The 21557-nt window shown below is 70.1% G+C and carries 19 protein-coding genes; 9 read left to right on the top strand and 10 right to left on the bottom strand.

Annotated features, from left to right (window positions below):
• Positions 1–10 precede the first annotated feature (10 nt).
• A complete protein-coding gene (locus D7Y21_RS00470; protein ID WP_121710526.1) occupies positions 11–562 on the bottom strand; it encodes a hypothetical protein in 552 nt (183 codons plus the stop codon).
• Between the two features lie 18 nt (positions 563–580).
• Entirely contained in the window at positions 581–1180 is a 600-nt protein-coding gene (locus D7Y21_RS00465) for a hypothetical protein (RefSeq protein ID WP_233591351.1), read from the bottom strand.
• 325 nt (positions 1181–1505) lie between these two features.
• Here D7Y21_RS00465 and D7Y21_RS00460 point away from each other — a divergent pair, with 325 nt between their 5' ends.
• From D7Y21_RS00460 to D7Y21_RS00445, 4 genes are all read left to right on the top strand, one after another.
• Positions 1506–2183 carry a carboxypeptidase-like regulatory domain-containing protein gene (locus tag D7Y21_RS00460; RefSeq protein WP_120561342.1) on the top strand — a complete coding sequence of 226 codons (678 nt, stop codon included), beginning with the start codon at positions 1506–1508 and terminating at the stop codon, positions 2181–2183.
• A 2-nt stretch (positions 2184–2185) separates the two neighbouring features.
• Entirely contained in the window at positions 2186–2920 is a 735-nt protein-coding gene (locus D7Y21_RS00455) for a hypothetical protein (protein WP_121710524.1), read from the top strand.
• A gap of 101 nt (positions 2921–3021) precedes the next feature.
• Positions 3022–4278 carry a hypothetical protein gene (locus tag D7Y21_RS00450; RefSeq protein ID WP_147469155.1) on the top strand — a complete coding sequence of 419 codons (1257 nt, stop codon included), beginning with the start codon at positions 3022–3024 and terminating at the stop codon, positions 4276–4278.
• Positions 4279–4438: 160 nt separating this feature from the next.
• Positions 4439–7243: a beta-propeller fold lactonase family protein gene (locus tag D7Y21_RS00445; RefSeq protein ID WP_121710520.1), complete on the top strand. Its 2805-nt coding sequence runs from the start codon at positions 4439–4441 to the stop codon at positions 7241–7243.
• Positions 7244–7481: 238 nt separating this feature from the next.
• Here the strand turns inward: D7Y21_RS00445 and D7Y21_RS42495 are convergent, their stop codons facing one another.
• A complete protein-coding gene (locus D7Y21_RS42495; RefSeq protein WP_233591352.1) occupies positions 7482–8243 on the bottom strand; it encodes an immunity 52 family protein in 762 nt (253 codons plus the stop codon).
• A 12-nt stretch (positions 8244–8255) separates the two neighbouring features.
• A complete protein-coding gene (locus D7Y21_RS43390; protein WP_121710518.1) occupies positions 8256–9887 on the bottom strand; it encodes a Tox-REase-5 domain-containing protein in 1632 nt (543 codons plus the stop codon).
• Between the two features lie 218 nt (positions 9888–10105).
• Between D7Y21_RS43390 and D7Y21_RS00430 the strand changes: the two genes are divergently transcribed.
• The 3 genes from D7Y21_RS00430 to D7Y21_RS00420 all read left to right on the top strand — a co-directional run bounded on the left by D7Y21_RS00430 (position 10106) and on the right by D7Y21_RS00420 (position 12093).
• Entirely contained in the window at positions 10106–10405 is a 300-nt protein-coding gene (locus tag D7Y21_RS00430; protein WP_233591353.1) for a hypothetical protein, read from the top strand.
• A gap of 30 nt (positions 10406–10435) precedes the next feature.
• Entirely contained in the window at positions 10436–11107 is a 672-nt protein-coding gene (locus tag D7Y21_RS00425; RefSeq protein ID WP_121710516.1) for a siderophore-interacting protein, read from the top strand.
• Between the two features lie 110 nt (positions 11108–11217).
• On the top strand, positions 11218–12093 hold the full coding sequence (locus D7Y21_RS00420) for an alpha/beta fold hydrolase (RefSeq protein ID WP_121710540.1): 876 nt from the start codon (positions 11218–11220) through the stop codon (positions 12091–12093).
• Positions 12094–12097: 4 nt separating this feature from the next.
• On the opposite strand, the gene D7Y21_RS00415 is transcribed toward D7Y21_RS00420, so the two are convergent.
• A complete protein-coding gene (locus D7Y21_RS00415; protein WP_147469154.1) occupies positions 12098–13897 on the bottom strand; it encodes a hypothetical protein in 1800 nt (599 codons plus the stop codon).
• 14 nt (positions 13898–13911) lie between these two features.
• Complete coding sequence (locus tag D7Y21_RS00410; RefSeq protein WP_120561349.1) at positions 13912–14253, bottom strand: hypothetical protein; 342 nt, start codon at positions 14251–14253, stop codon at positions 13912–13914.
• 170 nt (positions 14254–14423) lie between these two features.
• Here D7Y21_RS00410 and D7Y21_RS00405 point away from each other — a divergent pair, with 170 nt between their 5' ends.
• Together D7Y21_RS00405 and D7Y21_RS00400 are read left to right on the top strand one after the other, a co-directional pair.
• Entirely contained in the window at positions 14424–15827 is a 1404-nt protein-coding gene (locus D7Y21_RS00405; RefSeq protein WP_121710513.1) for an FAD-binding oxidoreductase, read from the top strand.
• Between the two features lie 104 nt (positions 15828–15931).
• Positions 15932–16258, top strand: a complete 327-nt coding sequence (locus D7Y21_RS00400; RefSeq protein ID WP_121710511.1) for a hypothetical protein — start codon at positions 15932–15934, stop codon at positions 16256–16258.
• Here D7Y21_RS00400 and serA read toward each other — a convergent pair.
• The 4 genes from serA to D7Y21_RS00380 form a co-directional block, all read right to left on the bottom strand.
• Positions 16236–17489: a phosphoglycerate dehydrogenase gene (gene serA, locus D7Y21_RS00395; protein ID WP_121710509.1), complete on the bottom strand. Its 1254-nt coding sequence runs from the start codon at positions 17487–17489 to the stop codon at positions 16236–16238. The two genes, D7Y21_RS00400 and serA, sit on opposite strands and share 23 nt — an antisense overlap.
• A gap of 11 nt (positions 17490–17500) precedes the next feature.
• Entirely contained in the window at positions 17501–19165 is a 1665-nt protein-coding gene (locus tag D7Y21_RS00390) for a HAMP domain-containing sensor histidine kinase (protein WP_147469153.1), read from the bottom strand.
• A 197-nt stretch (positions 19166–19362) separates the two neighbouring features.
• Complete coding sequence (locus tag D7Y21_RS00385) at positions 19363–21036, bottom strand: serine protease (RefSeq protein WP_121710506.1); 1674 nt, start codon at positions 21034–21036, stop codon at positions 19363–19365.
• Between the two features lie 126 nt (positions 21037–21162).
• Complete coding sequence (locus D7Y21_RS00380; RefSeq protein ID WP_120561355.1) at positions 21163–21540, bottom strand: STAS/SEC14 domain-containing protein; 378 nt, start codon at positions 21538–21540, stop codon at positions 21163–21165.
• Positions 21541–21557 lie beyond the last annotated feature (17 nt).

Genomic DNA, 21557 nt, shown 5'->3' with positions numbered 1-21557 from the left:
AGTGGAGGAATCAGAACAGCAGGCCGAAGTAGTTGGCGCTCGCCTTGGCGCCCACGCAGACCTCGACGTCCGCGGTCCACGACTGCGTGGGGGGCGACCCCGTGGCCTGGAAGCGGAACTCCAGCTCCTCCTGCTTGGCCAGGTCCAGCACGTCCACCGCGCCGCTGCTGGTGAGCTCCAGCTTGTTCGTGGAGCCCCCGGTGCCGGTGCGCCGGAACTCGCCCAGCACCACGTACTCCGCGGAGCCCGGCTTGCGCACGGCGAGGCTGGCGCGCTCGATGCCGCTGATGTCCGTGCTGGCGGTGGCGTCGAAGAGCTTCAGCCGCAGCTCCGTCTCCACGTCGGCGTCCTCGGGCAGCGCGCTGGCGAAGTCACCCAGCGGAATCGTGAAGGACTGCTCCACGGAGCCGGCGATGGGCGGGGAGGCGGGGAAGGACAGGTCGTTCTCGGTCTTGCAGATGCGCTCGGCCTCCACCTCGATGGTGAAGAGCGAATCACAGCCCGTGCCCAACAGGGTCACGGCGCCAGCGAGCAGGAGGGTGCGGAAGGATTTCGTTCGCATGGTGGAAGGTCTCCTGGCTCAGAAGAAGTAGACGATGAAGCCCAGCTTCACCGACGGGATGGTGGCGCGCAGGTGCAGCGGTCCGGACGTGACGCTGTCGTCGCCGGAGGCGTCCTGGATGAGCGGCGTGGGCTCCGGCACGGTGAGCGCCACGTAGCTCAGGCCCACGTTCAGGAAGAAGTTGAAGCGGCTCTTGGTGCCCACCTCCAGGCCCACGCTGCCCGTCACGTAGTTGTAGGTGACGTCGCGGATGGCCTCCGACGCGGCGCTCGGCTCACGGCCCAGCCAGTCCAGCACCTCGCTGTACTCCGAACCGAAGTAGTGCCCGGCCTCCACGTTGAGGGTCGGCGCGATGAAGGTGTCAATCGGCAGGAGGGTCACACCGCCGCGCACGCCGATGCTGAGCGTGTTCGTGGTGGGGCCCGCTTGCAGCCGCAGCCAGTTCGTGGGGCGCACCACCGCGGACAGACCGATGCCGTGCGGAGCGCCCGCGTCCAGCAGCAGGCCCACCTTGTGGGGCGCGTCGTCCTGGGCGAGCGCCGGGGTGGCGGTGCCCAACACCGCCAGGCACCCCAGGGCGATGCCGGAGGAGAGAAGGGAAGGGTGTCGTCGTCTCAAGGAAGAAGAGTCCATCGTCATGACGAAAGTTCCACGGTGAATGCCGGCCCAGTGGGCATTCTTCGCGGAAGGCGAGCGGGAAATGAAGTGCTTCACGCGAAACCCGTACGGGCTTTCCGGGATGCCACGACCCGCGGTGGAGGGACTGCCCGGTTCCCGACACGCTGCGTAGTCCCTCAGAGCCTGGAAATGCGTGCAATGCCTGTCAAATCAAGGACGTCCTGTTCAATCCCCTGGGTGATGTCCAGCCAAACCGCTCAATGAGAGCGTATGATGAAGGGAAACGGTGGCGTGGCATTCAAGGCCGGGAACCGGGGGGCCAAGGATGATCGACGAAGTCGATCTGCGCATGAAGGCGTGGGTGGGACGCATTGCCACGGATGCGCCGGTGCACCTGGGCGTGCCCGACCGTGAGGCCCTGGACCGGGGTGTCTGTCTTTACCTCCTGGAGCTGGGTCCGGCGCCCCTGACCCGGGCGGGGAAGCGGGGCGCCCTACAGTTCACCGTCTGCTATCTGGTGACGGTGGGCGCGGAGACGCCCGAGCGCGCGCACCGGCTGCTGGGTGACCTGGTCTTCGCGGCCATGGGCGACAAGGAATTGGAGGTGGACCTGAGTCCGTTGCCGGCGGCGCTGTGGGCGGGGTTGCGTTCGGTGCCGCGTCCGGCCTTCCGCCTGCGGGTGCAGGTGCGCAAGGAGAAACCCCAGGCGGAGGGGCGATGTCTGTCATTGGTGGACGCGGCGTCCGCGCCGGCCCCCCTGCTGGGTCGGGTGGTGGGGCCCGGTGATGTGCCCATCCGGGACGCGTGGGTGGCGCTGCCCTCGCTGCAGTTGAGTACGCGCACGGATGCGGAGGGGCACTTCCACTTCCCCCGTCTGCCGCAGGGAGAGTCGCTGGGCCGGCTGGAGGTGCGCGCGGAAGGAGAGCTGCTGTCGGTGGAGTCGGAGGGGCTGGCCACCGGGACGTCGCCGTTGATCATCCGGATGCCGGTGAAGGAGGACTGACGATGCACGCGGCTCCGCCAGCCGAGGCCCTGGTGGCGCGGCCCCGCGCGCGGCGGCACCTCGCCTGGGTGCTGTCCCTGGCGCGGTGGGTGAAGGCCTGGGCGGAGCGGGTGCTCGCGGAGCACGCCGCCGCGGTGGCGAAGGCGGCGGTGGAGCTGGGAGGCGCGCGGGTGCGCTCGCTGCCCCTGCGCGAGCCGGCCGTGGTGCTGCTGCCGGTGCCCCTGTGGCCTCCCAGGGGGGGCGAGCCCCTGTCGCCGGTGCGCTCGGACGCGGTGTCCACCGAGACGCTCGCGGAGGCGCCCACGCCCCGCTTGAACACGCTGCGGTGCATCCCGACGGAGGGGGACGTGCCGGACGTGGAGCGCGAGGCCGTGTCGCTCCAGGTGGTGCCCCAGGTGCCCTTCGGGTTCGACCCGGATGACCTGCTGCCCACGGAGCCCGTGGCGGTGGTGGCCCCGCCACCGTCGCCCGCGCTGTTGCTCCAGGCCGCCGCGCTTCCTTGCGAGGACCTGTCGGAGCTGCCGCCCGTCGCGCCTCGGCCGTTGCAGGCGGTGACGTCGTTTCCCAGGGACCCCGCGAGGGACCTCATCGCGCTCCTGAAGGAGTCGATGGGAGCGCCGGCCCAGCCGGCCGTGCCCTGGTCGGAGGCGGTGCCGCCCTCGCCCGACGAACCCGCTGACGCGGCGGAGATGCTGCGTCAGTGTGAGCGATTGGAGCTGGAGCCGCCGGTGGAGTAACGGCGGGGGCATGCATCCGGCGGCCTGTCGCGCGCGGGGCTATGCTGTCCCGCGCGATGCGTGAGCGGTCACGTCCCAGCACTGCCCTGCCAGGCCTCACGGTGGCCGACGTCGAGCGTCAGCTGGAGGGCCGCGCGGAGGTCCTCACGGCGGCGCGGCGGCCGTACGCGGAGCTGGAGAAGGCGCTGTCCGGCCGGCGGTGGCGGCGCGCACTGGTGCGGCGTCCGGAGCTGGTGCCCGCGCTCGTGGCCGAAGCGCGTGCGGTGGAGGAGGCGCTGGAGCGCGTCCAGCGCCGCGCGGCGCAGGAGGCCTGGCCGGACGACACGCCTGTGTTGAAGGCGGCCCGGGAGTTGTCGGCGCGGCGGGAGCGGCTGATGCGGCTGGCCTGGCGCAGGCTGGATGTGCTGACGGTGGCTCCCGCGGGCGTGTCACTCGAAGAGGCGCTGACGCGGCTGGATTCGCTGGTGCGCCAACCCGCGAGCTGGGCGCTGAAGCCGGGCGAGGTGCTCGTCTTCGAGGACGACACCCGGCGAAGGTCGGACCCGAGCCTCGTGCCCATGTCCCTGAGGCAGGAAGTGTCGCCGCGCATGGTGTTCGCCTGGGGAGTGCTGACCGCGCTGTGCTCCCTGCTGTTGCTCGTCGTCCCCAGGTCGATGGATGTCCCGGTGGTGGCCTGCCTGGTGTCGGGCACCCTTGGCATCCTGGCGGCACAGTTCCTACGCGCTGGCCGGCTCCGGCTCACCAGCGAGCGGCTCATCTGGGTGCCGATGTTCGGTGAACCGCAGGAGGTGCGGTTGGGAACCATTTCCCCTGACGGCTTCCGGCTGGAACAGAACGTGGACCTCAAGGTGGAGGGAGATCGGCGGCTCCATGCACGCTCCGTCCGCGGGGTCACGGCGGTCGCCCTGCTCGTGGAACTGCACCGTCAGCCCCCGCTGCGCGGCGCGGCCCGGACGGGCGTGCGCCTGGACAGCGTGGCGGTGTTTCCCGCGAAGCTCGGCAAGCGCACGGGCTTCTGCGTGCTGGGACCCCAGGGCCTCTCCTTCATCCCGGAAGGAAGGGGCCCCCAGGCCTTGAGGGCCGTCACCGGCCATCCGTCCGCGCTGCGCGACTTCGAGTCCGACCAGGTGCTGGACGCGCTGCGCTGGCTGCCAGAGGCGGAGTTCGACGCCTGCGTGATGCGCATGGTGGAGGCCACCGGCGGCGCGGCATGGGCCCGCTCGGAGGCGCGCTACGTGCCGGGCGCTCCGGTGTGGCGGCAAATCCGTATCGAGCGCGGGGGCCTGACGCTGACCGGCCGCGTGGAGTGGGACCAGCAGGACGCCGCCGAACGGCTCCTGCGCGACTGGCCTCGTTGACGGCGGTCCGACCAGGGAACGCCCTTCACTGCGTACACAGGGATGGAGTCTTTGCGCCGCGCAACGATTCCACCGGGTCCGGGTTCACCCGTTCCTCAATGTCAGACGCCACACCTACAGTGAAGCCGGGGTCCCCATCCCCCTTTCCCGAGAGACATCCATGAAAGTCAGACACCCGGTGGTGCGCCGTGTCTTCATGCGCACCGCGTCCGCGGCGACGCTGCTGTTGGGCCTCGCCATGGGCAGCCCGTCGCACGCGCAGCACTTCACCGTCTTCGAGAGTGGCCAGGTGCGTCCCCTGGCACTGTCGCCCAACGGCCAGTGGCTCTACGCCGTCAACACGCCGGACAACCGGTTGGAGATCTTCCAGGTGGGCACCAGCGGCCTCACCCACAAGGGCTCCGTGCCCGTGGGTCTGGAGCCCGTGGCCGTGGCCGCGCGCACCAACAACGAGGTCTGGGTGGTCAACCACCTGTCCGACAGCGTCAGCGTCGTGAAGGTGGACTCGAATGGTCAGGGCGGCAGCGTGACGCGGACGCTGCTCGTGGGCGACGAGCCCCGCGACATCGTCTTCGCGGGCACCGGCAAGAAGCGCGCGTTCATCACCGCCGCGCACCGTGGCCAGAACACCGGGTTCGACCCGCAGCTCACCACGCCGGGCGTAGGCCGCGCGGACGTCTGGGTGTTCGACTCGGACAACCTGGGCACGACGCTGGGCGGCACGCCGCTCACCCGCCTCACCCTGTTCGGTGACACGCCTCGCGCGCTCGCGGCCACGCCGGACGGCAGCCGGGTGTACGCGGCCGCGTTCCACTCCGGCAACCGCACCTCCGTGGTCCACGAGAGCCTGGTCCCCAACGGCGGCGAGTCCGTGGGCGGCGTCCCCGGCCCCAACGTCAACCACCAGGGCATCCCCGCCCCGGAGGTCTCCGTCATCGTGAAGTACAACGGCGAGGACTGGGTGGACGTGCTCAACCGCCCGTGGACCGATTACGTCCGCTTCTCCCTGCCGGACAAGGACGTCTTCGCCATCTCCGCCACCGCCAACCCGCCCGTGCAGGTGTCCGGCGCGGCGGGCACCTACGCTGGCGTGGGCACCATCCTGTTCAACATGGCCGTCAACCCGGTGAGTGGGAAGGTCTACGTGAGCAACACCGAAGCGCGAAACGACCTGCGCTTCGAGGGCCCCGGCACCATGACGGGCAACACCCTGCGCGGCCACCTGCACGAAAGCCGCATCACCGTGCTGGGCGGCCCCAGCGCTCCCTCCGTCACGCCCCGCCACCTCAACACGCACATCAACTACGCGGCCTGCTGCGCGGCCACGCCCAACACGGAGAGCGAGAAGAGCCTCGCGCAGCCCACGGGCATGGCCGTGACGTCCGACGGCGCCACGCTCTACGTCGCCGCGTTCGGCTCGTCGAAGCTGGGCGTGTACGCCACGTCCCAGTTGGAGTCCGGCACCTTCACGCCCTCCACCGCGAACCAGGTCGCGCTGACGGGCGGAGGCCCCACCGGCCTGGTGCTGGATGAAGCCCGGGGGCGCCTGTACGTGCTCACCCGCTTCGACAACGCCATCTCCGTCGTCAACACCGCGACGAAGACGGAGGTCGCGCACCTGCCCATGTTCAACCCGGAGCCGGTCAGCGTGGTGCAGGGCCGCCCGTTCCTCTACGACGCGCGCAGCAGCTCCAGCCACGGCGATTCGTCCTGCGGCAGCTGCCACATCTTCGGCGACTTCGACAGCACCACCTGGGACCTGGGCAACCCGGACGGTGACGTGAAGGCGAGCTACAACCCCATCGTGCCGGTGCTGCCGGAGTTCGGCACGGACCCCACGTTCGGTCAGGACACGTCCTTCCACCCGCTGAAGGGCCCCCTGTCCACGCAGAGCCTGCGCGGCATGGCCAACCAGGGCCCCATGCACTGGCGCGGGGACCGCACCGGCGGCGACAGCGCGCCCAGCGTGCAGCCCAACAGCGGCACCTTCGACGAGGTCGCGGCCTTCAAGCAGTTCAACCCCGCGTTCAAGGACCTGCTGGGCCGCAGCTCGCAGTTGTCGGAAGTGGAGATGCAGAAGTTCTCCGACTTCATCCTCCAGGTCGTCTACCCGCCCAACCCCATCCGCAAGCTGGACAACTCGCTCACGGCTTCGCAGCAGGCGGGCAAGGACTTCTTCACGAACACCACCAGCTTCTTCCCGGGCTCGTGCGAGTCCTGCCACCGCGTGGACGTGAACGCGAACCCGGGCGAGGGCCCCTTCAAGGGCTTCTTCGGCACGGACGGCCGCAGCTCCTTCGACGCGGAGCCGCTGTTCCCCAAGGTCCCGCACCTGCGGAACCTGTACCAGAAGGTCGGCATGTTCGGCGCCGGCTTCCCCTTCGGCAACACGCCGGTGGATCCGTTCCTGGGGGACCAGGTGCGTGGCACGGGCTTCAACAGCGACGGCGCCATCCCCACGCTGTTCCTCTTCAACAGCGGCTTCGACTTCCACCCCATCTTCAACCAGGTGGGCATCCCGGACACGCCCGCGGGCTTCCAGGCGAAGAAGGACATGGAGGAATACATGTTCGCCTTCGAGACCAACCTGGCGCCCATCGTCGGGCAGCAGGTGACGCTCACCGCGACCAACGCGACGGTGGTGGGGACGCGCATCGACCTCTTGATGGCGCGCGCGGACGCGGGCGAGTGCGACCTGGTGGCCAAGGGCCGCGCGGGCACGTACGAGATGGGCTTCCGCTACCTGGGCAGCGGGCAGTTCAAGGCGGACCGCGCGGCGCTGCCGCTGGTGCCGTCCGCGTCGCTGCGCTCGGGCGTGGCCGCGAACCAGGGCGTGCTGACGTACACCTGCACGCCGCCGGGCTCCGGTCAGCGCGTGGGCATCGACCGGGACCTGGACGGCTTCCTGGACGGTGATGAGCGGGCCGCGGGCACCAACCCGGCGGACCCCGCCAGCCACCCGTAGCGGAAGACACTCGGCGGCCCGGGCACCTGTTGTCCGGGCCGCTGGTCGTAGCGCTCGCGGACGCCTGATATGTGAGGAACCCGTACGGCCTGGGCCGTGAACGGGAGGCGCCATGGGTGTCTGGGAAGGATGCGAAGGCGAGGTGAAGCTCGAGGCCTGCTTCCTGCGCTATGTCGACTCGCATCCCTCCGAGTTCTTCCGGGACTGAGTGTCGGGACTTCAGACCGTGGGCTGCGCTTCAGAGCGCCGCGGACCGCATGAGCCCTGCCCGGGCCAGCAGCTCACGTACCTGCCGCGCCAGTGCGACGTGCTCGGGGTTGGCCACCGTGAAGCGCTCGGGGGTCAGGATGAGCAACGTGCCTCTGTCCTCCACGGGCTCGATGCGTACAGGGGCGGGCAGTGGCGGCACCGTGCCCCGGTGGCGGGACAGGTAGGTCACCCAGCCGAGCCAGATGTCAGCCTTGTCTCCTCCCTCATCCATGTCCCGATGTGAGTGAGACATGGCCACGGCCCAGTCTGGTTCCCAGGCCAGCGCCATGCTGCGAATCACTTCCTTCAGCACGGAGGCCGTGAGGATGCGCTCCGCCGCCTCTCCCTTCGACGGAAGTGACAGGACGCATACGTTGGCGGAGCGGTGCTTCGCGTAACTCCCGCAGTTCATGTTCACGGAAGCATGGTCCTGGCTGGTCCCGTCATTGTATGCCGAGACGCTCAAGCCCAGATGCTCAATGGGCGGTCCCCCCGGCTCGCGGTTGACGCCACGCCGGAACGCCTCCGTCAGGGTGGGCAGGTCGGGAGGCATGAGGGGGGTCTTGCGTCCCCTGCCGCGCGGCTTGGGAATCTTGTTCCAGTTCGCCAGCAGGGGATCACACGTGGCCAGCATGTTGAGGAAGGCCGCCGCTCGCTGGGCACATTCTTCGGGGGATTCCCGTCGCGGGCCCCAGTAGGCCCCGGCGTAGTAGGTTTCGGGATGGGTCTGGGAATCGGCGGGGGGTGTCATGAGGTGATGTTCTCAAGGTTTCAACGGGCGCATCGCAGTGGGGATGACGATGATCTCCGGGATGTCATTGTCCCTCAGCAGTTTCCGAATGGAGTCTGCCGCATGCTTCTCCGCGACGTGCCATTCAATACGGATGCCCATTCCACGGACGATATCGCGTTGCTTCCGGCCTTGATTCACGAGTTCGCGAGCTTTGCCCGATGCGTCGAACCAGCGCTTGGGTGCGAGGTTGGCTTCAAAGAATTCAGCGTAGCCGGGCCCTTTGGCCTCCAGTAGCGCGTCATCCTTGAATCCATCGAACTTGAGCCCGCCATCCTTCGTGCTCGTGCCGCCGACCCAGTACGCCTCATCCGCCGAGTGTCCGGTGATCTGCTCCTGGTATTGCCGGGCGCGCGGGGACATGGACTCATTGGCAGGCGCCCACTGTCCGGGCCCATTGGATGGCGCGGGTCCTGAACCGGAAGCATTCGAACGCTGGAGGATGATGACTGCCCCAGGTCCGCCGCTCAGCACTGCCGCCGCCCGCCCCGCGGGCACCGCGACGCGCTCCAGCGCCAGCGCGCCCTTCGCTGATAGCGAGAGCACAGGCACCGTGGCCTCCGCGCCCAGGGACATCCCCTTCAGTGTCCGTGTCGTGGCCGAGGCCGCGCCCCCGGTGACGAGCATCCCCGTCGTCAGTCGCGACACTTCGCGGATCTGCTCGCCACGGGTCATGGACTGGAAGCGTTCCCAGTACGCGGGCGATGACGCGATGAGCGCCGCCACGCCCGCTGGCAGGTGGCTCAGCCCCGCGATGCTGTCCACGGGACGCGTGAGCAGTTGTCCCAACGCGTGGTACAGCTCCGCGACGGCATCCTCGGCGCCATCCAGGGTGCGGCTGATGACGTCCGCGTCGTCGTACACCTCGGCCAGGGGCCGCCAATCCGAGGACTGGAGCTGCGCGTCCACGGTCCGGAAGACGCCGCCCTTGCCGCTGTAGAAGCGGCCCAGCTCGAAGCCATGTGCGCGGAAGGTGCCGTCCTTCCACTCGACAGGTGCCACCTTCTGCTGGGTACGCCCGGTGAGTGCCCACGCCAGATATCCGTCGGGTCGCAGCACCGCGATCCGCTCCTGGGAAAAGCGCTCTACCCGCCGCGACAGCTCCTTCCGCGTGACTTCTCCTCCCTCCATCACCTCGCGCAGGATGAAGCCTGCGGCCATGCGAGGCGGGAAGGTGCTCAACGTGACGGGCTTGTCCAGAAGAGCTCCCAGCAACCGCTCCGCTTGCGTGGGCGTCAGCGCACCTCCCAGGGGGCGTTCGTCTCTCGCTTCCAGTCCCGCGTTCGTCAGCAACTGCTCCCAGGCATCCGGTTGCACGTCGTCGGAGCGGGTGACGTCCGCCAGGGTCACCGCACGAACGGGGCGCGCCCCCGTCACCGCTTCGCGGACGGTCTTGCGGCGGTACAGGGGAGGCGCTTCCTCACGGGGCGTGACACCCGGTACCGGGGCGGATGCACGCGGCGCCTCGTCGTTCGACGCTCGTACTCCAGGGGAGTCAGTCTCCGTGCGGGACGTGTAGCTCAGCGTCCTTCCAGGCCCGGGAGGCAACGAAGCGCAGCCGGTGAGGAGCAGTGCCACGCACCCGAGCAGGACGTCAGCGCGCATTGTCCACCCCCAGGCCCTTCACCGAGCGCTCCAGGAACTGCGCCGCGGCCACAGCACCGCCCACCAGCGGTTGCCCATCGCTCGTGCCTCCTGGCTGCACTCCGGTGCGGCGTGCAGCGCCCGTTCATAGCCGCCGGCCCTGACAAATCAGCCAGGCCGGGGCGTGTACGCCCCCCAGTCCCGGGGGCATCTACCCCACGCTCACCCTGCTCAAGGACATGGCGCTGGTGGGTGAGCCGGACACGACCGACACGCAGCGCAAGCTCTTCGCCATCACGGAGCAGGGCAAGGCGCTGCTCGCGGAGAACGCGAAGACGGTGGAGGGGCTGCTGCGGCGGCTGGGAGAGGCCGGAGAGATTCGCGAGCGCACGGACGCGGCTCCCGCCCGTCGCGCGATGCAGAACCTGAAGAGCGTGCTGTTCGACACGCTGTCGCCCGGCGTCGACAAGAAGGTCGTGCTCGACGTGGCGGCGTTGATCGACGAGGCCGCGCAGAAGATCGAGAGGCTCCGCTCATGAGCACCCAGGACCCGCATCAAAATCGTTCGCGTGCGCCACGAGCTGCGGCGGCGCAGGCTGGTGGTCAGCGGCGTGGAGTCCGTGACGCCTCGCATGCGGCGCATCCACTTCGCGTCGCCGGACCTGGCGGACTTCCACAGCCCGTCGACGGATGACCACATCAAGCTGTTCTTCCCGCAGGCGGGGGAGCAGGTGATGCGCGACTTCACGCCTCGCGCCTACGACAACCGAGGCCAGACGCTGACCATCGACTTCGCGCTGCGCGGCTCCGGACCCGCGACGGAGTGGGCGGCGGGCGCGAAGGTCGGCTCCACGCTGGAGATTGGCGGACCGAAGGGCTCGCAGCTCGTGCCCGATGACTTCGACTGGTACCCGATGATGGGCGACGAGAGCGCGCTGCCCGCGCTCGGCCGCCGGGTGGAGTTGCTGCGTCCGGGCGTGCCCGTGACGACCGTGGTGGTCGTGGCCAACGCGTCCGAGAAGCAGACCTTCGTCACGAAGGCCTCCTGGCAGCCGACCTGGGTGGTGCGAGGAGCGCCGGGGCCGGGCGACGGCGCGCTGCCGCGGCGCGAGCTGGCGAAGTTCACGCCTCCGCCGGGGGATGGCTTCGTGTGGCTGGCGGGCGAGGCGGAGTGGGTGCGCGAGCTGCGGACCTACGTCATCGGGGATGACGGCTACGCGGGGCCTGGCCAACAGCACTGAGGGCGCGGCGCTCCAGGAGCGTTGACCTGACCCCCGGGGGCAATGCCCGGCCCCGGAGGTGATGCGCACCGTCGCGAGCGGTGGGACTCCCCATCGCGAAGGACGGGCGCATGACCAGCGAAACGCAGACGGGCTCCCCGCACCTGGAACGGATTTCCGGCACCTTCCTCACCACGAAGGACGGCACCCAGCTCTACTTCAAGGACTGGGGACCCAAGGACGGACAGCCCGTCGTCTTCTCACACGGTTGGGCGCTCACGTCCGATGCGTTCGAGGACCAGATGCTGTTTCTGTCCGAGCATGGGTATCGCACCATCGCTCACGACCGCCGGGGGCACGGGCGCTCGTCGCAACCCTGGGACGGCCACGACATGGACACGTATGCGGACGACCTGTCGGAGCTGACCTCCGCGCTGGCGCTGCGCAAGGCCGTGCACGTGGGCCACTCCCTGGGCGGCGGCGAGGTGGCGCGCTACATCGGGCGCCACGGCACTTCTCGCGTGGCCAAGGTGGTGCTCATCGGCGCCGTGCTGCCCATCCTGATCAAGACGGACTGGCACCCCAATGGCCTGCCCATGCAGGTCTTCGACGACCTTCGCGCTGGAGTGCGTGGGGATCGCTCCAGCTTCTTCAAGGAGCTGAGCCTGGCGTTCTACGGCTTCAACCGTCCCGGCGCGCGGGTGTCGGAGGGGTTGCTCGAGAGCTACCGCCTCCAGGGGGTGATGGGGAGCCTCAAGGCCGAGTACGACTGCATCAAGGCCTTCTCCGAGACGGACTTCCGAGCCGACCTGGCCCGCTTCGACGTGCCCACGCTGGTGATGCACGGCGATGATGATCAGCTCGTCCCCATCGACGGCTCGGCGCGCATCACCGCCACGCTCGTGAAGGGCGCGAAGCTCCAGGTCTTCCCAGGCTTCAGCCACGGCATGTGCTCCGTCAACAAGGACGTCGTCAACGAAGCACTGCTGGCCTTCCTCGAGGAATAGGGGCTCACAGGTCCAGGATGAGGCTCAGCTCCTCGTCCATGGCTTCATCCGTCTGGACGGCGGTGTCGTTGTCATCCGCGTCATCCCCGTACCGCGACCAGCCGGCGAGTACCGCCGGGCCCAGACACGTCATCTGCCGGGGCGGGGCGCCGACGCCGTCGGCGTCCTGGTCGCGGTAGAGGAAGAGCCACCGGTAGCGGTCCGCGTCCGAGTCGTCGCAGTCGTTGCCCACGGCCTTGGCGAAGTAGGGCGGGGGCAGGGCTTTTCCCGTGCAGAAGCGCTGCGCGGGGATGGGCGCGGTGAAACCGTCCCCGTCGTGGTCCGCGTGGGTGGCCTCCAGGTCCTGCCAGCGCGCCGCGTCCTGCGCGTCGCAGTCCGTGTCGCTGGCGGACCAGGGGCTGGGGACCTGGCCGTTGGTGCAGAGGAGCGTCGATGCTCCCGCCCCCACTCCGTCCCCGTCCGTGTCCTCGTAGGCCGCCACGTTCCGGAAGGCGGCGGCGTTCGTGTCGTCGCAGTCCTCGCCGGACAGCGGCTGGGAGGCGTAGCCCGCGGGGAGGCTGGAGCCCGCGCACAGCTCGCCCGTCTGCGCCACGGTGTACGTGTCGCCGTCGGCGTCGCGGCGGGTGAAGCCCAGCATCCGCCACACGGTGGCGTCCTGGGGCGCGCAGTCGGTGGCCTGCGTGGAGTAGCCCGTGGGCACGGCCGCCGTGCCGCAGACGGAAGTCGCCGCGCCGGAACCCACGCCGTCCCCATCCACGTCCGCGTGGACGCTCCAGGCGCGGAACCGCGTCTGGTTCCCGTCATCGCAGTCGTCATTCCACACCGCCTGGGAGCAGCCCTGGGGCAGCCAGAAGCCGCTGCAGACCTCGCCCGTCGCCAGGGAGAAGTAGCCGTCGCCGTCAGCATCCCGCGAGGCGTAGGCCCGGGGCTGCCAGCGGGTGCTGTCACCCGGCGCGCAGTCCCCTCCCCGGAAGGTCTCTCCCGGCACGGACTCCTCCGGACCCACGCAGCGAAGCATCGATGCTCCGTCGCCGTAGCCGTCCCCATCCGCATCCCACCAGCGCTCGACCCTCACGGTGCGCAGGGCATGGTGGTCGTCGCAGTCGGCCGGGCCGGACACGGTGTCGTATCCCGCGGGCAGGTGCTCGCCCGCGCACACGGTGCCTTCCTGCGCCACGGTGAAGCCGTCCCCGTCCTCGTCCCGGTGCGTGAAGGGCAGTTGTTGCCAGAAGCGGGTGTCCCGAGGGGCGCAGTCGCCCGAAGTGAGCACGTGCCCCTGGGGCGGCGAGCGCCCCTGGCTCGGACACCAGGTGATGGCGTCGCCCGCGCCCACGCCGTCCAGGTCCGCATCCACCCACGCCTGGGCGAGCGCCGACACCGTGGCGTCCCCATCATCGCAGTCCGGTGGGCCCGCCTGCTCCCGGTAGCCCAGGAGCGAGTCCCCCACGCAGCCCGTCACCGGCCCCTTGCCCGTGGCCCCGTCCCCGTCCGCGTCCGGGTACAGGCCCGGCACGGAGCGCCAGCGGGTGGCATCCCCGGGGGCGCAGTCGCCCGCCTCCTGCGTCCAGCCCTTCGTCGTGTCGCCCACGCAGATGACGGGCTGGGCCGCGTCGCCGTGGCCATCCCCGTCCGTGTCCGCGTACCCCGTGACGGACCGCCACAAGGTGGGGTTCGTGTCATCACAGTCCAGCGCCGCCGGATGGCCGTCGCCGTCCAGGTCCCTGGGGGCCACGCCACCGCAGCCCAGCTGGAGTCCCAGGGCCAGCCACACCCATGCCCGCATCATGCGCACCCGCGTCTTCATGGAAGGAGCCGGGGCTACTGACGGGTCAGCGTGCAGGTCGGGGGGGTGATGTAGGCAATCTCGTGGCTCCACGAGAACAGATAGCGCCCGGGCCGGGTCATGGCGAGCAGCGCCAGCCGATCACACCGCGACGCCTCGACGGCGTAGTCGCCCCCGGACCAGAACCTGAAGGTGCGTGGTGTGCTCTCACCCACGAGGGTCCCGGTGACGTCGAACGTGGTGGGGCCCACGGAGTAGGCATCCACCGACGTGAAGACATAGGTCTCGCCCGAGACGGGCACTTCCGGTTCGGCCCCGGCGGTGCTCGGGGCAAGGGACAGGGCGGCCAGCAGGGCGAGTGCGCGGAGCGACGACATGATGGATGTTCCTCGAAAGGGCAGGGCCGCGATGGGGGCGCGGCGTCCGAGCCCTATACGGGGTGAGCTGGAACCCTTGGCTCTTTCCCGGCCCGGCATGCGTCGGGGGCCGTGCGCCGGGCCGCCGCCGGGCTTGTCAGGCCCCGGGGGCTGCAATACGCCTTGGACCCATGTCCACCGCCGCGCTGCCCGCCGACTTCCTCCGCGCCATCGCCGAGTCCTTCCCCGCCGACTTCCTCACCCGGGAGCCTGCGGAGCTCCAGGAGTACGGCCGCGACTGGACGCGCGTGTACGCCCCTGCTCCGGGTGCGGTGGTCTTCCCTCGCACCACGGAGGAGGTGGCCCGCTTCGTGGCGCTGTGCCACCAGCACCGCGTCGCGGTGGTGCCCTCCGGCGGGCGCACGGGCCTGGCGGGCGGGGCGGTGGCCATGCGCGGCGAGGTGGTGCTGTCGCTCAAGCGGATGACCCGCATGGAGCCCGTGGACCTGCTGGGCAACACGGTGCGCGTGCAGGCCGGCGCGGTGACGGAGGCCGTGCACCAGCACTGCGCGCCGCACGGGCTCACGTGGCCGGTGGACTTCGCGTCCAAGGGCAGCAGCACCGTGGGCGGCAACATCGCCACCAACGCGGGCGGCGTGAAGGTCATCCGCTACGGCCTCACCCGGCAGTGGGTGCTGGGCCTCCAGGTGGTGACGGCGCAGGGGCAGGTGCTGGAGCTCAACGGCGCGCTGGAGAAGAACAACACCGGCGCGGACCTGCGCCAGCTCTTCATCGGCAGCGAGGGCACGCTGGGCGTCATCACGGAGGCCACCCTCAAGCTGACGCGGCTGCCGGGCAAGCAGGACGTCTTCCTCTTCGCGGTGCCGGACGTGGCCGCCGTGCTGCGGCTGTTCCGCGACGCGCGCCAGGCGCCGCTGGTGCTGTCCGCCTACGAGTTCTTCACCGACAAGTGTCTGGCCCGCGTGCAGCGCCACCGCAAGCTGCGCTCGCCCTTCGAGGCCCCCAGCGGCTGCTACGTCCTCTTGGAGTCCGAGGGGGGTGACCCGGCGGCGGTGGAGGCGTGGCTCGGCTCCCTCTTCGAGCGCGGGCTCGTCACCGACGGCACCCAGGCGCAAGGCGCCGCGCAGGCGCAGGAGCTTTGGTCGCTGCGCGAGTCCATCAGCGAGAGCCTCTCCGCCACGGGCGTGCTGCACAAGAACGACATCTCCCTGCCGGTGGCGAACCTGGAGGCGTTCTGCGCGGAGCTGGATGCCATCTTCGCCAGCCGCTACCCGGGCTGGGAGATCTGCCTCTTCGGCCACATTGGCGACGGCAACCTGCACGTCAACGTGATGAAGCCGGACGCGGTGGAGAAGGCGGACTTCTTCGCCCACGCGAAGCAGTCCGACCACGCCATGTTCGACCTCGTGCGCAAGCACGGCGGCAGCATCTCCGCCGAGCACGGCATCGGCCTGCTCAAGAAGGACTACCTGGACTACACACGCGCGCCCGGGGAGCTGGAGCTGCTGCGCACCCTCAAGCGCGCGCTGGATCCGGCCGGCATCCTCAACCCGGGAAAGATATTGGACGCCTGAGCAGGCCCGGCAACGACAGACAGTGTCGGCGGGCCGGAGCAGCTTCGCGCGGCGGTCCCCGCTAGCTTCGGTCCGGTGAAACACGGAGCCGGAAGGCGGGGGACATGAAGGTCTTCAAGTGGTTGATGCGGGTGGGTGCGTGGGCGGTGCTGCCGCTGCTCCTGTGGATGGGCCTGGCGACGCTGCTGGGGGATGCCGGACTCGGACAGCACCGCTGGGGGATGGTGTTCCTGGGCATCCCCGTGCGCGTCCTGTACTTCCTCACCGGGCTCTTCCCCACGTACGCCGTGAACTGGGATCCCGTGGGAGCGCCCCTGTTCTGGGCCCTGGGCTTCCTCATCCAGGGCCTGCTCCTGGAGCGGGCCGCATGGGGTGTTGCCCAGGCCGTCCGGGCCTGGGCCGGGCACATCAGGACACGATGCGCGTCTTGATGTCCGTCTCCAGCCCGGCGATGGCCTCGCACACCTGGCGGGACACGTCCTGGTCCAGGTCCATCACCAGGTAGCCCACGTTCGCGTCCGTGCTCAGCACCTGCGCGTGGATGTTGGCGTTCATGTCGGACACGATGCGGTTGATGTCACGCAGCACGCCCGGCGTGTTGCGGTGCACGTTGATGATGCGGTGGGTGCCCGGGTTGATGGGCGTCTCCACGTTGGGGAAGTTCACCGCACCCGTCGTCGCGCCGCCCTTCACGAACTTGAGCAGCGACGTGGCCACCTCCTTGCCAATGGACGCCTGCGCCTCCTCCGTGGAGCCGCCGATGTGCGGCGTGAGCACCACGTTGGGCAGCCCCTGCAGCTCCGTCACGAAGCCGTCCGAGTTGCCCTCCGGCTCCTCCGGGTACACGTCCACCGCCGCGCCGCCCAGGTGCTTGGAGCGCAGCGCCTGCGCCAGCGCCGGGATGTCCACCACCGTGCCGCGGCTGGCGTTGATGAGGCACGCGCCCGGCTTCATGGCGGCCAATTGCTCCGCGCCCATCATCAAGTGCGTGGACGCGAGCGCCGGCACGTGCAGCGTCACGAAGTCGGACTCCGCCAGCAGCGCGTTCAGCGTGGCCACCGACCGCGAGTTGCCCAGGGGCAGCTTCGTCATCACGTCGTAGTAGAGGACGCGCATGCCCAGCGCCTCCGCCAGCACGCCCAGCTGCGAGCCGATGTGCCCGTAGCCGATGATGCCCAGCGTCTTGCCGCGCACCTCGTGGCTGCCCGTGGCCACCTTGCGCCACTGCCCCGTGTGCACCTCCCGGCTGCGGTCGAAGAGCTGGCGCGTCAGCACCACCACCTCCGCCAACACCATCTCCGCCACGCTGCGCGTGTTGCTGAACGGCGCGTTGAACACCGGCACGCCGTGCACGCTGGAGGCGAGCAGATCCACCTGGTTGGTGCCGATGCAGAAGGCCCCAATCGCCAGCAGGTCCTCCGCGTACTTCAGCGACTCCTCCGGCACCGTCGTCTTGCTGCGGATGCCCAACAGGTGCACGCCCTTGAGCCGCTCCGCCAGGTCCTCCGGCTTGAGCGCCGCGGACAGCCGCTCCACCTCGAAGCCCTCCGCCTTCAGCATCTCCTGGGCCGAGGCGTGGATGTTCTCCAGCAGCAGGACTCGCAGCGGACCCTCGGTGCTCACGGGGCGGCGGGGCGACGGCGGGAAGCGGGGTGTGCTCATGGCGCCTTGCGTTAGACCTCGCCCTCCAAGGTGTCAAGGGGCGGATGGTCGGGGGGAGACTCCGGCAAGGTAAAGGTGAACGTCGTCCCTGCCCCTTCGTCGCTGTCCACCCAGAGGCGGCCCCCGTGGGCGGTGACGATGCCGCAGGCGATGTAGAGCCCCAGGCCGCTGCCCTGGTGGGCGGTGTCGCTCGCCTGCCAGTGGCGCTGGAAGAGCCGGGCCTGGTGGGCCTTGGGGATGCCGGGGCCGGTGTCGCGCACGCTCACGCGCACGGTCCCCGCGTCCTGCGTGGTGCTCACCGTCACGGTGCCCCCGGGCGGGGTGAACTTGACGGCGTTGCCCAGCAGGTTGGCCAGCACCTGGAGGATGCGCGGGCGGTCGCAGGAGGCGCGCAGCCCCTGGGAGAGCCGGCGCTCCAGGCGGACGCCCTTGTCCCGGGCCTGGGGCTCCACCATCGCCAGCGCCTCCTGGGCGAGCGGCTCCACGGCTTCGGAGCGGCGGTCCAGCATGAGGAGGTGCCCCGCGTCCATCCGCGCGGCGTCCAGGAGCCGGGTGATGAGGTCCTGCATGTGCGCCGCCGCCCGGTCGATGGCGTCCACCTGCCGCTGGAGCGCCGCCCCTCCCGCCAGGGTGTCCAGCCGCCGCGTGAGCACGCCCGTCCCCATCCGCACCGTGGAGAGCGGGTTCTTGAGGTCGTGGGACACGATGGCCAGCACGTCCTCGCGCGCGCGGGAGGACGCCTCCGCCTCCGCGTAGAGCCGCGCGTTCTCCTCCGCCAGCCGCCGCTGGGCCCGCGCGTCCTCCCGGGTGCGCTCCTCGGCCCGCAGCTGCTCGGCATGCAGGGCGTTGAGGCGCGTGGCCGCGCGCCAGACCACCCAGGTCAGCACCGCCGCCTGTGCCACCTCCAGCAGCGACCAGACCAGGTGGGGCTCCATCCGCGTGTGGCGCAGCATCTGGTGCGCCGCCACGCCGCCCACCAGGGGCACGAGCAGCGCGGGCAGCAGCCGCCGGGCCATGATCCCGCCCGCGCCCGCGTGCAGGAACGCACCCACCACGCCCTGCTCCGGACGCAAGAGCAACGCTCCCAGGGAGAGCAGCAGCAGGGACACGTCGGTGTGCAGCGCGATGCCGACGCCCCCCCGGCCGGCGAACCAGTAGAACCGCGGCTCCTGGAACGAGTAGGCCACCATCACGCTGAAGGACAGGACCAGGGCCCCCAGCGCCATCCCCTGGAAGGCCCGCGCGCCCCACCGGCTTCGTGCATCCCGGAGCGCCAGGGCCAGGCCGAGCAGCAGCAGCAGCGACGCGGATTGCGGCGACGTGCGCCCGCCCAGCGCCTGGAAGAGGGCGTCCCAGCGGGGGGAATCCCCCACGTAGGTGCCCAGCAGCAGCACGCTCCACAACGCGACCGTCAGGGCCATGAGCACGCCCATCCGCCGCGCCGCGGCCTGCCGTCCACCCAGCGCCAGCTCCGCGCCCGCGGTGAGCATCAGGGCCGAGGCCGTCAGGGGGACCATCGCTGGCAGGCCGGGAACGAGCTGCGTCAGCGTCACGCTGCCCACCGCCCACCCCAGGAGCACCGCCGCGCTCAGCACGAGCGTCAGCCCCGCCACGGCGGACGACAGCCGGCGTGCCCGGCGCCAGAGTTCCTGTTGTCGGGCGTCCGGTGACTGCACGCGCGGCCTCGAAGGGACTGGGATGAGTCCTTCAAGTTAGGTCCGCGGTTGTTCCCTGCCTGCGCGGGGCCCGTGCCTCCGCCTGCCTTTCTCGCCTGCCTTCCTGGCGGGGCGGCAGGAAGCCGGAAAGACACCGGGCCCGCCACTCCCCACGGTGGGGAGGGACGGGCCCGGAAGGGAAACAGGGAAGCGAAAGGCTACTGGAGGGTCCAGGCCAGCGTGCCGCTGCACGCATCGCCGCCGAAGCAGCCCACGCGGATCACATACGCGCCGCCCGCGCTCGCCGGCGCGGTGTAGGTCGCGCGGGACAGCGAGCCGCAACCGGAGGCGTCGTCGTTGAACGTCACCTGCTGGCCGGCGGCGTTGAACAGGCGCACCACCGTGTCACCCGTGCCCGTCGCGCTCCCCACGCCGCAGCTGCCGAAGGTCAGCGTCTGGCCGGGCGCGATGTCCACGTTCACGTTCTGCGTGTTGCGCGTGGCGTTGGCGGTGTCGCTGACGCTGAAGGCCTGGGTGCCGCCCGGGGGCGTGGTCGTGCCGCCCGAGGTGATTTCCCAGGCCACCGTGCCGGCGCAGCTGCCGTTCTGGTAGCAGCCGGCGCGGACTTCATAGGTGCCCGCGACGCTGGCGGTGTAGGTGAGCTTCGAACCGAAGCCGCTGCCGCAGCCGTCGTCGTTGGAGGCGACCTCCGTGCCGGACGGGCCGCGCAGGCGCACCCAGGAGTCACCGCTGGTGAGGGCCGCGTCCTTGACGCCGCAGGTGCCCACGGTGAGCTTGTCGCCCGCCTTGAGCGTCACCGTGCCGTTGACGGTGTTGCGCGTGGCGCTGGAGGTGTTGGTCGCGGTGAAGGTGAAGTTCGGCGGCGTGGTGCCGCACAGGCGCAGGTTGGTGGTGGCCGTGCACAGCCCCTGGATGGCGTGGTGCACGTAGGTGATCTCCTCACCGTTGCAGCCATTCTCCGCGCAGACGTTGACCTCGTAGCAGCTGGCGCCCGCGCGCCGCTTGTAGTCCTCGTCGCCGCGCACCAGGATGCCCGCCACCGTGTTGTTGGCCGTCTCGTACACGCCGGAGCCGGAGTTGCCCGCGAAGGTGTCCGTGCTGGCGACGAAGAAGTCCATGTACTCGGCGTTGTTCTCACGCACGGAGCCGCCCGAGTCGATCTTGAACGGGACGCCGCTGCCGCTGCCGATGACGGCCACGTTCTGGCCCGTCGTCAGGGCCGCGTTGCCCGGACGCACCGGGGCGGGCTTGAAGCGCGGCGCCGCGGAGCGGTCCAGCCGGATGATGGCGTAGTCCAGGATGCTGGCTTCGTTCCCGGTGCTCAGGTGCCGCGCGACGATGCTCTTGCAGGAGAAGACGTCCTGGCTGGTGATGTTCTGCAGCTGGCCGTCCGCCGTCTTGTAGAAGTTGAAGACGAAGCGCGCGTCCTTGCACTCGATGAAGTCGTCGTTGGGCGTCGCGGGCCCCACGCAGTGGCCGGCGGTGAGCACCAGGTCATCGTCGATGAGCGTGCCGGAGCAGAGGGCCGGGATGGGGTCGTCGTAGAAGCGCTGGTCCGAGCAGAGTTCCTCGTATTCGCCCAGCGTCAGCGGGTCCACCTTGACGTTGTTCGGGTCCCTCATGTCGAGGAAGTCCGGGACCGTCAGCATCACGGTGGACTGACGCGCCAGGTCCCGCAGGGCCGCGTTGGGGTGCGCGTAGACGTCGTAGCGGTCGTCGTTGCCGTAGACGACCGGCGCGCTGGACTCGGTCAGCGCGGGCTGCTGCTCCGGCGCGCCGGACTCGGGGGCCGGCCCGCAGGCCAGGGCGGTGAGGGTACAGAACAGGGTGCCGAGCAGCTTCGCGCGGCGGGCGGGGACGGGCACGGACATGCGGGGTGACTCCTGACGGGTACGGCGACAGACACAGCGAAGAAAGGGGGTGTTACTGGAAGACGTAGGCGGACCCGTGCGGTCGCATGAAAGGACCGGGGGGAGGGGACGTCGGGGGTTCTGCTTTCAGTCCGCGTCGGGGGCTTCGAGCCAGGACAGGGCCTCGGAGCGGGACTCGAAGGTCTTCGCCGGGATGGTGAGGCCGGCGTTCTTGGTCATGCGCCACGCCTGCAGGCCGCTGCCGGGGTCGCTCACCACACGCGCGGAGCGCTTCATGCCGCGCTGCTGGGCGTAGGCGTTCAGCCGGGCCATCTCCCCCACCACCGTGGCGGGCATCACCCGAAGCTTGGACTGGTCCACCAGCGCGGACCACTCCGTGCCCCCGCGGGCGGTGATGTCCTTCTTCAGTTGCTCGACGTACTCGGTCACGTCCTTCGGCGTCACTTCCGAGGGATAGATGATCTCGATGATGTCGTGGGGCAGGTGGGCGATTTCAATCTTCATGCGCGGCTTGCGGCTCT

Source organism: Corallococcus sp. AB045, from assembly GCF_003668895.1.
GTDB lineage: Bacteria > Myxococcota > Myxococcia > Myxococcales > Myxococcaceae > Corallococcus > Corallococcus coralloides.
The sequence above is the reverse complement of the archived record's forward strand: the minus strand, read 5'-3'. Positions and strand labels throughout refer to the sequence as shown.